At 69.1% G+C, this 13,938-nt stretch carries 10 protein-coding genes; 8 read left to right on the plus strand and 2 right to left on the minus strand.

What is annotated here, in order from left to right:
- The first annotated feature begins 7 nt into the window (after positions 1-7).
- From HWW87_RS01135 to HWW87_RS01150, 4 genes are all read left to right on the plus strand, one after another.
- Complete coding sequence (locus HWW87_RS01135; RefSeq protein ID WP_175818914.1) at positions 8-1,057, plus strand: formylglycine-generating enzyme family protein; 1,050 nt, start codon at positions 8-10, stop codon at positions 1,055-1,057.
- Complete coding sequence (locus tag HWW87_RS01140) at positions 1,054-1,866, plus strand: MetQ/NlpA family lipoprotein (protein ID WP_175818915.1); 813 nt, start codon at positions 1,054-1,056, stop codon at positions 1,864-1,866. Before HWW87_RS01135 ends, HWW87_RS01140 begins: the two co-directional genes overlap by 4 nt.
- Complete coding sequence (locus HWW87_RS01145) at positions 1,860-2,840, plus strand: YkgJ family cysteine cluster protein (protein ID WP_175818916.1); 981 nt, start codon at positions 1,860-1,862, stop codon at positions 2,838-2,840. The genes HWW87_RS01140 and HWW87_RS01145 overlap by 7 nt, the downstream gene beginning before the upstream one ends.
- A 62-nt stretch (positions 2,841-2,902) precedes the next feature.
- The gene (locus HWW87_RS01150; RefSeq protein WP_011694587.1) at positions 2,903-3,229 is read left to right on the plus strand and encodes an antibiotic biosynthesis monooxygenase; all 327 of its coding nucleotides are present in this window, start codon (positions 2,903-2,905) and stop codon (positions 3,227-3,229) included.
- Positions 3,230-3,239: 10 nt separating this feature from the next.
- Here the strand turns inward: HWW87_RS01150 and HWW87_RS01155 are convergent, their stop codons facing one another.
- On the minus strand, positions 3,240-4,130 hold the full coding sequence (locus HWW87_RS01155; protein ID WP_175818917.1) for a hypothetical protein: 891 nt from the start codon (positions 4,128-4,130) through the stop codon (positions 3,240-3,242).
- A gap of 155 nt (positions 4,131-4,285) precedes the next feature.
- Positions 4,286-5,218 carry a LysR family transcriptional regulator gene (locus tag HWW87_RS01160; protein ID WP_175818918.1) on the minus strand — a complete coding sequence of 311 codons (933 nt, stop codon included), beginning with the start codon at positions 5,216-5,218 and terminating at the stop codon, positions 4,286-4,288.
- 206 nt (positions 5,219-5,424) lie between these two features.
- Here HWW87_RS01160 and HWW87_RS01165 point away from each other — a divergent pair, with 206 nt between their 5' ends.
- The 4 genes from HWW87_RS01165 to pdeR all read left to right on the plus strand — a co-directional run bounded on the left by HWW87_RS01165 (position 5,425) and on the right by pdeR (position 13,894).
- A complete protein-coding gene (locus tag HWW87_RS01165) occupies positions 5,425-6,198 on the plus strand; it encodes a putative hydro-lyase (RefSeq protein WP_175818919.1) in 774 nt (257 codons plus the stop codon).
- A gap of 84 nt (positions 6,199-6,282) precedes the next feature.
- Positions 6,283-7,581 (plus strand): MFS transporter, encoded by a 1,299-nt coding sequence (locus tag HWW87_RS01170; protein ID WP_174429324.1) that lies wholly within the window; start codon positions 6,283-6,285, stop codon positions 7,579-7,581.
- Positions 7,582-7,710: 129 nt separating this feature from the next.
- Positions 7,711-11,319 carry a hydantoinase B/oxoprolinase family protein gene (locus HWW87_RS01175; RefSeq protein ID WP_175818920.1) on the plus strand — a complete coding sequence of 1,203 codons (3,609 nt, stop codon included), beginning with the start codon at positions 7,711-7,713 and terminating at the stop codon, positions 11,317-11,319.
- Between the two features lie 571 nt (positions 11,320-11,890).
- Complete coding sequence (pdeR, locus tag HWW87_RS01180; protein WP_174429322.1) at positions 11,891-13,894, plus strand: cyclic di-GMP phosphodiesterase; 2,004 nt, start codon at positions 11,891-11,893, stop codon at positions 13,892-13,894.
- Positions 13,895-13,938: the final 44 nt, after the last annotated feature.

Consider the following 13,938-nt stretch of genomic DNA (forward strand, 5'->3'; position numbering starts at 1 on the left):
CGACACGATGCGGTTGCGCTTCTGGACGATCGGCGCGGCGCTTGCCGCCACGCTGTTCGCCGCCGCGTTCGCGGCGGGCTATGCGAATCCGGCGGCGCCGGCAGGCGGCGCGTTCGACGACCTGAATCGCGGCCGCGCGCTCGCGCCGCTCGGTTCGGAGCGCCAGTGCGAACGCTATGCGGGGCTGCCGTCGAAGTGGCGCGACGATCCGCAGGCGGGGATGGTGCACCTGCGCGGCGGCGCGTTCGTGTTCGGCAGCACGCGCGGCTATGCGGACGAGCGTCCGGTCGGCGACGGCAAGACGCGCGTCGGCGGCTTCTGGATCGACCAGACCGACGTGACGATCGCGCAGTTCGCCGCGTTCGTGCAGGCGACCGGTTACGTGACCGAGGCCGAGCAGCAGGGCGGCGCGGCGGTGTTCCATGTGCCGACGCGCGACGAGATGAATGCACGCGACCTCGCGTGGTGGTCATGGGTGAAGGGCGCGTCGTGGCGGCATCCGCGCGGGCCCGGCAGCGATGTAGAAGGGCTTGGCAACCTGCCGGTGACGCTCGTCACGCAGCGCGATGCGCTCGCGTATGCGCACTGGCTCGGCCGCGACCTGCCGACCGAGGCCGAATGGGAATACGCGGGCAAGGCCGGCCGCGACGACGCGTCGCTCGATGCGGCGCCGCGCGATGCGCAGGGCAAGCCGGCCGCGAACTACTGGCAGGGCGCGTTTCCGGTGCTCGACTCGGCCGAGGACGGTCACGCGGGGCTGGCGCCCGTCGGCTGCTATGCGGCGAACGGCTTTCGTCTTTACGACATGATCGGCAACGCATGGGAATGGACGAAGGACGCGTACACGGGCCCGCATCAATCGCACACGAACGGCGACACGGCGGCCGTCGCACCGCCGACGCGCCGGCACGATACGCCGATGGTGATCAAGGGCGGCTCGTTCCTGTGCTCGCGTGATTACTGCGTGCGCTATCGCGCATCGTCGCGCGAACAGCAGGAAGCCGATCTCGGTGCGTCGCATATCGGGTTTCGCACGATCCTGAGGGACGCGTCATGACAGCGGGCATCGGGCGTTTCGCTGCGGCATGGCTGTTGATTGCGTGCGCGGCGATGCATCAGGGATCGGCGATGGCTGCCGAAGCAGCGGCACCGGCCGTGCGCGTCGGCGTGACGCGCGGCGTGCATGCGCAGATTCTCGACGAAGTGAAGCGGGTGGCCGCCGCGCGAGGGCTCGGCATCGACGTCGTCGAATTCGACGATGCGTCGCGCATCGACACGGCGCTGGCCGGCGGGCGGATCGACGCGGCCAGCTTCGAGGATGCGCAACAGCTTGCCGCGACCCGCGCGCAGAAGCGCTACGCGTTGACCGAAGTCGCGCCGACCGTCACGCTGCCGATGGCGCTCTATTCGCGCAAGCTGAAGAACCTGAACGAACTGCAACCCGGCGCGACGGTCGCGCTTCCCGCCGATCCGCGCGGGATGGCGCGTGCGCTCGTGCTGCTGCAGAACGACACGCTGGTGACGCTGCGCGAGAGGGCCGGCCTGCATCCGACGTTGCGCGACGTGACGGGCAACCGGCTCGGGCTGAAGTTCGTCGCGCTGCGCCGCGACCGGCTTTACGCGGCGCTCGATACGGCCGCGTTCGTCGCGATCGACAGCGACGACGCGGCGCGCGCCGGGCTGCAACCCGCGCGCGACAGCATCAGCCTCGAGGACGCCCGCTCGCCGTATGCGAACGTGCTCACGGTGCGCGACGCCGATCGTGCGAAGCCGTGGGTCGCGCAGCTCGTCGCCGCGTATCACTCGGACGACGTCGCGCGCTTCATCCTCATGCGCTACCAGGATTCGGTGCGGCGGCCGTGGTAGACGCCTACCTGCTCGCGTGCAACGCGTGCGGACGCTGCTGCAGCGCGCCGACGCTGTCGTTGCGCGAACTGTTCCGGCATCGGCACCGCTTCGTCGGCGCATTGACGATTCGCCGCGTGCCGACGCGGCGGATCGGCGAACGCTGGCAGGCCGGCGGGCGCGAGCATGCGCTCGGTGCGGACGACGTCGCGGCGGCCGATGCGCTGGCGGCCCGGCTGTTCCATCGCGGCGGCGTGCAGGGCGAATGGCTCGCGCTGACGCTGCAAGGCTACGACTATCCGTCGCTGGGCCGTTGCGCGGCGCTGGCCGACGACGGCCGCTGCGGCGTGCACGCGAACAAGCCGTCGATCTGCCGCGCGGTGCCGCTCGATCCGATGCTGCCCGACCGGTTGCAGGCCGGCGTGCTCGCGGCACGGCGCGACGATGCGGCATGGCTGGGCGCGAACTGCATCGTCGAGGCAGGGAGCGTGCAGTCTGCCGACGAATCGGCGTTCCCGATTCCGCTGGTGACGGCCGGGCAGGTCGCGGATCGTGCGGCGCTCGATGCGCATCGCGATGCGCTCGTGTTCGAGCGCGCGGTGTGGCGCGACGCCGTGTTCGCGTCGCTGGCCGACGGCGGGCCGGGCGTGAGCCATACGCTGTCGCGGCTTGCGCCCGGCGGCTACCTGACCGTGTCGATCGTGCCGGTCCTGCTGGCCGTCGCTCAGGTTTCCGCGCATTGCCGCGCGCTGTGCATCGACTTCATCGATACCCAACTGGCGTTGATCGGCACGACCATCGAAGCAGCGCTCGTGCGCCGGCATGCCGACGACCGGCCCGCGACGCACGAATTGCGCGGTTTCGCGCAGGCGCTGGAGCGGGCGCGACGGGCGCTCGCGGCAACGCCGGCACCCGCCGCTGTCACGCGTGACGACGCGTCGCGCATCGAAGCCTGGCTCGACGATCGCGTCGACGCCGCTCCGCTCGCCGCGTGACGATCGCGGCACACCGCGTGTGCCTTACACTTCGCGCTTTTTCAATCGTTCGGATGGAGCGCATGTACGCGTCGACCTTCATTTTTCGTGCCGGGCAGTACGACGACGAATTCCACCGGCTCGACCGGCAGATCGCCGACATGGCGCGTGCGACGCCCGGCTATCTCGGCGAGGAAACGTGGGAGAACGCGGAAGCCGGCCTGATCCAGAACGTCTATTACTGGGAATCCGAGGCGGCGCTGCGGCAGCTGATGCAGCATCCAGCGCATCTCGAGGCCAAGGCGAAGCAGGCGCGCTGGCTGGACGGGTATCGCGTCGTGATTTCGCAGGTGCTTCGCGAGTATGGCGACGGCAAGCTGACGCCGCCGCATGCGGGGCCATCCGCGTAAGGGTTGCCGGTCAGGCAGCCGCCCCGGCTTCTCCGGCGGCGGCCGGCTTGCCCGCCGCGCGTTCCCAGATCGGGAAGGTCGCGTTCTCGACCGACGTCTGCGCGTCGATGACCTTGCGGTGATCGATGCCGGGCAGGTCGAGCAGCCGGTCGACCGCCGCCTTCGCGCCGTGTGCATCCTGCGGGAATCCGCACGCGAACTGCTTGTTCGTATCGAACAGGACCCACCAGACATCCGACACGAACGGCCCGTGGTCGCTGGTTTCGATCAGGATCGCGCCGAGGTCGGACAGCGCGATGCCGCGCGTCGTCCCGGTCTGGTCGGTCGACGCGATGCGCGTGTCGGTCGCCGTCACGGTCCAGCCGCTCTGCCGGGTAAACGGCCGGGCCGATGCCGGCGCGGCATTTGGCCGGGCCGGGCTGCCGGCGCCTGTGCCCGCGCCGGTCGGTACGACCCCATCCACGGCACCGACGGCAAGGCTCGACGCCACGCCGTCCTGCCGCCCGCGCCCGTCGATCCACGGCAGCGCGGCGGCACCCACCATCGCCGCGATCCATAAGTAGTATCCGGCCCCGAACGTGCGGATCGTTTCATAGTTCGCGTCGGTCGGGATCGTATGCCACCCGAGCGCAAAGACCACGACCACGGCGAGCAGCGCCGACGCGGTACGGCTCGGCCTGAGCAGCGCGACGACGAGCAGCGGATTGCCGAGCCATGCGAATTGCAGGTCGAGGATCGCGAGCCCGCCGAGCGCGAGCACCGTGTAGCCGTGCCACCAGCTCACCGCGCCGGCCGCATTCGGCGGTTCGGCCGCGACGGGCAGCAGCAGCGACGCGGCATACAGCGCGATGATCACGACGCGCGCGAGGTTCAGGCGGGGCGAAGCGGAGCGAATCTGCATGTTGCCTTCCTGTCGTGCACGGTCATGCGAAGCGACGAATGCCGGACGGCCCGGCCTTCATTCACGAAGCGCGGCGCCGACGTGGCGATGCGCCGAACGCGATTGTGGGCGATTCGCGCGGCGATGTCGAACGCACGTGGTTCACCGCTGCGAAGTCAAAGCGCTTCGACCAGCAACCGCGTGCTCTTCTCGCAATACTCGTGACACGCCGCCCGCGCGGCGATCGACGCGCCATGCACGAACCGCGGCGCGTCGGCCCGCCGCGACATCGACACGACGATCGACGGCGGCGACGGCTGCAGCGGCAACTCGACGACTTCGCCGCTTTCGATCAGCGCGTCGACGAACAGCACCGGAATCGCGGCGACGCCGAAGCCGTCGCGCACCAGTTGCACGATCACCGAGATCGACGGCGACCCGGTGATGCGCGTTTCCGACAGCGGCACGCCGTGCGCGTGCGCGAGCGTGCGGACGATGTCCTCCAGCGCGCGGTGGGGCGCGGTGCCGCGCCCGTAGGTGAGGATCGGCTGGCGCAGCACCTGCCGCGCGAGGCCGGTGCGCGTGTTCGGCAGCAGCCCCGCGCGCGCGACCCAGCGCACCGGGTAGTTCGCGAGCGCGTCGCACACGACCGACGCCTCGTCGCTGCCCTCGACGCGGATGATCAGGTCGAGCTCGCCGGCCATCAGCCGGCGCTGCAGCACGACGCTGACGTCGACGGTCAGGTCGATTTCCAACTGCGGATAGTCGGCCGCGAGCCGCCGCATATAGTGCGGCAGCCAGCTGTGCACGACCGTCTCGATCACGCCGAGCCGCAGCTTGCCGCGCAGCGCACGCTCGCCGGATGCGGCGGCCTGCAGTTCCTGCGTCGCCTCGACCACGGCTTTCGCATAGCCGAGCAGGTATTCGCCGTTCGGCGTGAGCCGGAACCCGCGGCTGTCGCGATCGACGAGGACAGTGTGCAGTTCGTCCTCGAGCGCCTTCAGGCGCTGCGAGATCGCGGCCGGCGTCGCATGCAGCGCAGCCGCGGTCGTGCGGAAGTTGCGCAGCTTCGCGAGCGTGACGAATGTTTCGAGAAAACGCGTGTTCATGGCGGTCGGGCGAGCAGTGGATGCGCAGCTTGCCGGCGACGAAAAATGAACGGGACCGGGGAAAACCCGCGGATCCGTTAAGAAATTCTATACAGCAGACGCAAAAAAACTCGTTGGCGACAAAATTTTTTCCTTTCTATTCTTCGCCATAACCGATGACACACCACCGTCGTCGCCCCGCCATCCCGTTTCTGCGACCGACCATCATGACGCCTTCCGAATTCCGCCAGTCCGTGCGCCGCGGCGCGTTTCGCGGCCCGACCGCCGGCCATTGCGGCCCGTTTGCCCAGGCGAACCTGGCGATCCTGCCCGACGCGTACGCGCACGATTTCCTGCGCTTCTGCCAGGCCAACCCGAAGGCCTGCCCGCTGCTGGGCGTCGGCGAACCGGGCGCGTTCCGGATCGACGCGCTCGGCGAGGATCTCGACATCCGCACCGACGTGCCGAGCTACAACATATATCGGGACGGCCGCCTGACCGAGCAGGTCGAATCGCTCGACGCGCTGTGGCGCGACGATTTCGTCGTATTTGCGATCGGCTGCTCGTTCTCGTTCGAGGACATGCTCGCCCGCGAAGGGATCGGGCTGCGCCACGTCGAGGAGGGGCGCAACGTGCCGATGTACCGCACGTCGATCGCGAACCGCCGCGCGGGAATCTTCGGCGGCCAGCTGGTCGTGTCGATGCGGCCGCTGCGCGGCGCCGACGCGATCCGCGCGGTGCAGATCACGAGCCGGTTCCCGGGCGTGCACGGCGCGCCGGTCCATATCGGCCACCCGCGGGAACTGGGCATCGAGGATCTGAACGCGCCCGAATTCGGCGACGCGGTGACGATCCGCGACGGCGAGCTGCCGGTGTTCTGGGCGTGCGGCGTGACGCCGCAAACCGCGCTGATGGACGCGAAGCTGCCGATCGCGATCGCGCATACGCCCGGCCACATGCTGATGACCGACATCACGAACGCGTCGCTGGCCGTGTTCTGACCGGCCGACCGCCCCGTACGCGACACACCTGCGACACACCGCACCACACGCCATTTGACGACGCATCACGACAGGAGCACCACCATGGAAAGCAAGACCCTCGCGGCGAGCGCCGCCGAGCCCGCGAGCCGCGAGCGCAGCGGCCTGTTCTCGTGGTACGCGGATGCGCAGCCGCGCGAGCGCCGCGCGTTCTGGAGCTGCAAGGTCGGCTACATGCTCGACGGGATGGACACGCAGATGCTGTCGTTCGTGATCCCGACGCTCGTCGCGACCTGGGGCATCTCGCTCGCCGACGCAGGCTTCATCGGCACGGTCACGCTGCTCGCGTCGGCGCTCGGCGGCTGGCTCGCCGGCATCCTGTCCGACCGGATCGGCCGCGTGCGCACGCTGCAGCTCACGGTGCTGTGGTTCGCGGTATTCACCGCGCTGTGCGGGCTCGCGCAGAACTACCATCAACTGGTCGCGGCGCGTGCGCTGATGGGCTTCGGCTTCGGCGGCGAATGGACGGCCGGCGCGGTGCTGATCGGCGAAGTGATTCGCGCGCGCGACCGCGGCAGGGCGGTCGGCCTCGTGCAGTCGGGCTGGGCGATCGGCTGGGGGCTGTGCGCGCTGCTGTATGCGCTGCTGTTCTCGGTGCTGCCGGCCGAGCAGGCGTGGCGCGCGCTGTTCCTCGTCGGGCTCGCGCCCGCGCTGCTGGTCGTCGCGATCCGCCGCTACGTGAAGGAGCCGGACGTCTACGAGAAGGAGAAGGCCGCGCAGGCGAAAGTGGCCGATGCGCCGCGCCTCACCGAGATCTTCGCGCCGAAGCTGATCACGACGACGCTGCGCGCGGCGCTCCTGACGACCGGCGCGCAGGGCGGCTACTACGCGATCACGACGTGGCTGCCGACCTTCCTGAAGACCGAACGGCACCTGACGGTGATGGGCACCGGCGGCTATCTCGCGATGATCATCTTCGGCTCGTGGGTCGGCTACCTGACGAGCGCGTACCTGACCGATCGCCTCGGCCGCAAGCCGAACTTCATTCTGTTCGCGGTCGGCTCGATGGTGATCGCGTTCGCGTACACGTCGCTGAACCTGACCAACGCGTCGATGCTGTGGCTCGGCTTCCCGCTCGGCTTCTTCGCATCGGGTATCTTCTCGGGGATGGGCGCGTTCCTCACCGAGCTGTTCCCGACCCGCGTGCGCGGTTCCGGCCAGGGCTTCTGCTACAACGTGGGCCGCGCGATCGGTGCGCTGTTCCCGTTCCTGATCGGCGCGCTGTCCAAGCAGTACGGGCTCGGCACGAGCATCGGCATCTTCGCGGTCGCCGCGTACGGCGTGGTGATCGTCGCCGCGCTGACGCTGCCCGAGACCCGCGGCCGCGAACTCGACGCCGCCTGACAGACGGCACGGCAGCGGCCGGCCGGCCCTGCGTTTTTCTTCCCCTTTCATCGACACCGTGACACGGCGCGCGACGCGCGCCGTGCGGCGGCGCTCGTCCCTCGATTCTACGACGCACGACCCGACATCATGACTGACCGACACCTTTCCCCCGTTCCCTCCGACGCCGCGCGCTGGCAATTCTGGATCGACCGCAGCGGCACCTTCACCGACATCGTCGCGCGGCGGCCCGACGGCACGCTCGTCACGCACAAGCTGCTGTCGGAGAACCCCGAGCAGTACCGCGACGCGGCCGTGGCCGGCATCCGCCACCTGCTCGGCCTCGCGGCCGGCGAGCCGATTACGCCCGCGCTAGTCGACATGGTGAAGATGGGCACCACGGTCGCGACCAACGCGCTGCTCGAACGCAAGGGCGAACGCACCGCGCTCGCGACGACGCGCGGCTTTCGCGACGTGCTGCGCATCGCGTACCAGAACCGGCCGCGCCTGTTCGATCTCGACATCGTGCTGCCCGACGCGCTGTACGAAACGGTCGTCGAGATCGACGAGCGCGTCGGCGCGCATGGCGACGTGGTCGTGCCGCTCGATGTTCGGGGTGCCGAAGCATCGTTGCGCCGCGTGTTCGACAGCGGCGTGCGTGCGCTCGCGATCGTGCTGATCCACGGCTACCGCCATACCGCGCACGAACGCGCGCTGGCCGAACTCGCGCGCCGCATCGGCTTCACGCAGGTGTCGGTGTCGCACGAGGTGTCGCCGCTGATGAAGATGGTGTCCCGCGGCGATACGACCGTGGTCGACGCATACCTGTCGCCGATCCTGCGCCGCTATGTCGAGCAGGTCGCGCACGAGATGCCGGGCGTGAACCTGCAGTTCATGCAGAGCAGCGGCGGCCTCACGCGCGCCGATGCGTTCCAGGGCAAGGACGCGATCCTGTCGGGCCCGGCCGGCGGCATCGTCGGGATGGTGCGCGCGGCGCGCGCGGCCGGCTTCGGTCAGGTGATCGGCTTCGACATGGGCGGCACGTCGACCGACGTGTCGCACTACAACGGTGAATTCGAGCGCGCATTCGAGACGCAGGTGGCCGGCGTGCGGATGCGCGCACCGATGATGAGCATCCACACGGTCGCGGCAGGCGGCGGCTCGGTGCTCGGCTTCGACGGCGCGCGGCTGCGCGTGGGGCCCGAATCGGCCGGCGCGAACCCGGGGCCGGCCGCGTATCGGCGCGGCGGCCCGCTGACGGTGACCGACTGCAACGTGATGCTCGGCAAGATCCAGCCCGATCATTTCCCGCGCGTGTTCGGTCCGCAGGCGGACCAGCCGCTCGACTGCGACGGCGTGGTCGCGAAGTTCGCGGCGCTCGCCGATGAAATTCACGCGGCGACCGGGCGGCGCGAGACGCCCGAGGCGCTCGCCGAAGGGTTCCTGGAGATCGCGATCGGCAGCATGGCGAACGCGATCAAGAAGATTTCCGTGCAGCGCGGCCACGACGTGTCGCGCTACGTGCTGACGACGTTCGGCGGCGCGGGCGGCCAGCACGCGTGCGGCGTGGCCGATGCGCTCGGGATGACGCAGGTGTTCGCGCATCCGCTCGCGGGCGTGCTGTCCGCGTACGGGATGGGCCTCGCCGACCAGACCGCGATGCGCGAGCGCGCGGTCGAGGCCGTGCTGACCGACGCGTCGCTGCCGGCGCTGAACGCGGCGCTCGACCGGCTGGCCGACGAGGCCATCGGCGCGCTGCTCGAACAGGGCGTGCCGCCGCAGCGGATCGCGACCGAGCGACGTGTGCACCTGCGCTACCAGGGCACCGATTCGGCGCTCGACGTACCGGCCGGCAGCGTCGACGCGATGCGGCAGGCGTTCGAGGCCGCGTACCGGCAGCGCTACGCGTTCCTGATGCCCGGCACGCCGCTCGTCGCTGAGCTTGCGTCGGTCGAGGCGATCGGCCGCTCGGACGCGCCGGTCGACCTCGCGCCGCAAGCGCACACGGCCGTGCGCTTTTATTCCGGCGGCCAGTGGCACGACGCGGCGCTGTACGTGCGCGACACGCTGCGCGCCGGCGACGCGATCGACGGCCCGGCGATCGTCGCGGAGCAGAACGGCACGACCGTCGTCGAGCCCGGCTGGCGCGCCGCGATGACCGCCCAGGGCAACCTCGTGCTGACGCGCACGACGCCGCTGCCGACGCGCCGCTCGCTCGGCACCGACGCCGATCCGGTGCGGCTCGAGATCTTCAACAACCTGTTCATGTCGATCGCCGAGCAGATGGGGCTGCGGCTGCAGAACACCGCGTACTCGGTGAACATCAAGGAGCGGCTCGACTTCTCGTGCGCGATCTTCGACGGCGACGGCAACCTGATCGCGAATGCGCCGCACATGCCCGTGCACCTCGGCTCGATGGGCGAAAGCATCCGCACGGTGATCGAGCGCAACCGCGGCCGCATGCGCGACGGCGACGTGTTCATGCTGAACGACCCGTATCACGGCGGCACGCACCTGCCGGACGTGACGGTCATCACGCCGGTGTTCGCGGACGGCTCCGACGCGCCGCTGTTCTACGTCGGCTCGCGCGGCCACCACGCGGACATCGGCGGCACGACGCCGGGCTCGATGCCGCCCGATTCGACCCATATCGACGAGGAAGGCGTGCTGATCGACAACTGGCAGCTCGTGTCGGCCGGCGTGCTGCGCGACGCCGACACGCGCGCGCTGCTGGCATCCGGCCGCTATCCGGCGCGTAACGTCGAGCAGAACATGGCCGACCTGCGCGCGCAGGTCGCCGCGAACCAGAAGGGCGTCGACGAGTTGCGCCGGATGGTCGCGCAGTTCGGCCGCGACGTCGTGCTCGCGTTCATGGGGCACGTGCAGGACAACGCGGAAGAAGCCGTGCGGCGCGTGATCGGCGCGTTGCAGGACGGCGCGTACCGCTACCCGCTCGACAACGGCGCGGAGATTCGTGTCGCGATCCGCGTGGATCGCGCGGCGCGGTGCGCGGAGATCGATTTCACCGGCACGTCCGCGCAGCTCGACAACAACTTCAACGCGCCGAAGGCCGTCTGCATGGCGGCGGTGCTGTACGTGTTCCGCACGCTGGTCGGCGACGACATCCCGCTGAACGCCGGCTGCCTGAAGCCGCTGACGGTGATCGTGCCGGCCCGCTCGATGCTGAACCCCGAGTACCCGGCGGCCGTCGTGTCGGGCAACGTCGAGACGTCGTCGGCGATCACCAACGCGCTGTACGGCGCGCTCGGCTGCGTCGCGTCGAGCCAGGGAACGATGAACAACTTCACATTCGGTAACGAGAGAGTCCAGTACTACGAGACGATCGCGGGCGGCAGCGGCGCGGGCGACGGCTTCGCGGGCGTCGGCGCGGTGCAGACGCACATGACGAACTCGCGGCTCACCGATCCGGAGGTGCTCGAATGGCGCTACCCGGTGCGGCTCGATTCGCACCGGATCCGCGCGGGCTCGGGCGGCGGGGGGCGCTGGCGCGGCGGCGACGGCGCGGTGCGGCGGATCCGCTTCCTCGAGCCGATGACCGCGTCGATCCTGTCGAACAACCGGATCCACGCGCCGTTCGGCGCGGCGGGCGGCGAGGCCGGCGCGCTCGGCCGCAACACGATCGAGCGGGCGGACGGCACGGTCGAGGCGCTCGCCCACATCGGCCGCGCGCAGATGGCGCCGGGCGACGTGTTCGTCGTCGAAACGCCCGGAGGCGGCGGCTACGGCGCGGCAGACTGAGCCATGCACCCGGCGCGGGCACTCCGCGCCGGGTGCCGGGTGTGGGTGAAAGACATTGCAACGAAGCATGGAATAAAGCCGCGCATTCACGCACGAACGGAATCAAAAATGGCGGAAACCCGGATCGCGGCATACGATCCGACCCTGCCTGCCCAGTCTCGCCGAAGATCAGGCCCCATATCCTTCAATCGGCTTCAAACGCCCACGCGGCGGGGCTCCCGGCCCGGCGCGCCGCCCCCGCTGCGCAGCGCGTCATCCGCCCATTCGCAAGCGGCCAATCATGAAAAATCCGGCTTGCCAATCGAGTCCCGATTCCTTGACACTCTTCTCTAAATGTGAGTGCCAATCTTCATTGTCATTTGATAAGATGGCTCTCATCATTCGTAAGGCAGAACCTGCGCGCATCACGCGCGAACGCCGGTCGCATCAGCTGCAAACAAGTACGGGACGAGATCCGCTGTCACGGCATCACGGCCGCCCTGCCGGGCACGCGCACTGCGCGGCCCGGGAAGGCGGTGGGCCTGCTCGCCTCCGTCTACACTGTGCGTTTTTTTTGGATCGGGGCGTGTCCATGGATGACGAAAACGATAGCGCGGTGCTCGAGGCGCATGTCGGTACGCGCAGCCCCTGCTGGCGTCTCGGCAGCGACAGCAACGCGCTCGAACTGGCCGCGGTCCGCGGCCTGACCAACGTCGCGATCGCGCTGACGGTCGAGCAGGCCGCGCGCATCCGCGCGCTGACCGGCGTCACGTCGCACGTCGTGCTCGAGATCGTGCTGTTCGGCAACCCGGTCAGCCTCCATCTCGTCGGCAGGAAGGTCAATACGGTCGACTGGGCCGGCACGGCGTCCGCCTATTCCGATACCGAGTCCGTCGCCGGCGACCTGTCGCACGGGCTCGCGTTCGCCGAGCAGGTCGTGTCCGAAGTGAATTCGCTCGTCGTGATCCTCGATCGTAACGGGATGGTGCAGCGCTTCAACCGCCTGTGCGAGGAAGTGACGGGCAAGCGCGAGGTCGACGTGATCGGCCGCAGCGCGTTCGAGCTGTTCATGAGCCCCGAGCAGGGCGCGCAGTCGCGCAGCAACATCACGGGCTTTTTCGCGAGCAACCACTCGTTCGCGGTCGAGCGCTACATCAACACGGTCAACGGGCCGCGCCTGTTCCAGTTCCGCAACAAGTTCGTGCAGAGCGGCAGCGGCGTCGAAGAGCAGTTCCTGATCTGCTCGGGCATCGACATCACCGAGGAGCGCCACGCGCAGCAGCGGCTCACCGAGCTCGCGAACACCGACGTGCTCACCGGCTTGCCGAACCGCCACGCGATCAGCGAGCGCATCCATACGGCGATCGCCCAGGAGAGCGAGCAGGCGCGCGGCCAGGTCGGCATCCTGTTCCTCGATCTCGACAACTTCAAGCGCGTCAACGATCACTACGGGCACATCACCGGCGACCGCCTGTTGCAGGACGTGTCGGCGATCATCAGCGGCTGCCTGCCGTCCGGCGCGACGCTCTCGCGGCTCGGCGGCGACGAATTCCTCGTGCTGTTCGAACACAGCACGCGGCCGTTGCTCGAAGCGACCGCGCAGATCATCCTCGAACGGCTGCGCACGCCGATCCATCTCGGGCTGATGGAGGTCTACACGAGCTGTTCGATCGGCATCGCGATGTATCCGCTGCACGGCGATTCGCTCGAGACGCTGATCCGCAGCGCCGACACCGCGATGTACGTCGCGAAGGAAGAGGGCAAGCATACGTATCGCGTGTTCTCGCTGGAGATGAACCAGAAGGTCGCGAAGTACATGTGGCTCGACACGAACCTGCGCAAGGCGCTCGAGGAGGAGCAGTTCGTGCTGCACTATCAGCCGGTCGTCGATATCGCGACGGGCGACGTGCACGGCGTCGAGGCGCTGATCCGTTGGCAGTCGCCCGATCGCGGGCTCGTCGCGCCGATCGAGTTCATCCGCTTCGCGGAAGAGTCGGGGCTGATCGCGCCGCTCGGGCGCTGGGTGATGCGCACCGCGGCCGCGCAGGCCGCCGCATGGAAGGCGAAGGGGCTCGGCATCCGGATCGCGGTGAACGTATCCGCGCGGCAGTTGCAGGACATGAACATCGTGCACCAGTTCGCGTCGATTCTCGACGGCGCGGGGCTGAAGCCGGGCCTGCTCGACATCGAGCTGACCGAGAGCTGCTTCATCGAGGACGAGGAGGCGGCCATCGGGCTGATGCGGCAGTTCCGCCAGCTCGGCGCGGAGATCCATCTCGACGATTTCGGCACCGGCTATTCGTCGCTGTCGCAGTTGTCGCGCCTGCCGCTCGACGCGATCAAGCTCGATCGCACCTTCATCACGGCCATCGACCGCAATCCGCGCTCGCAGGCGCTGGTGCGCTCGGTCGTGTCGCTCGCGAAGGCGCTGAATTTCGCGGTGGTCGCCGAAGGCGTCGAAACGCATGCGGAAGCCGAATTCCTCAAGCAGCTCGACGTCGATTACGCGCAGGGCTACTACTACGCGCGGCCGATGCCGGTGCAGGCGTTCGAGGCGTGGCTCGCGGAGACGAGAAAGCTCAGGCTGATCGCCTGAGCGTCGTTCCGGAAAATGGCGCCGCCGGCCGTCGGCGGCGCCCG

The sequence above is a fragment of the Burkholderia sp. BCC0419 genome, assembly GCF_902830285.1.
Taxonomy (GTDB): Bacteria; Pseudomonadota; Gammaproteobacteria; order Burkholderiales; family Burkholderiaceae; genus Burkholderia.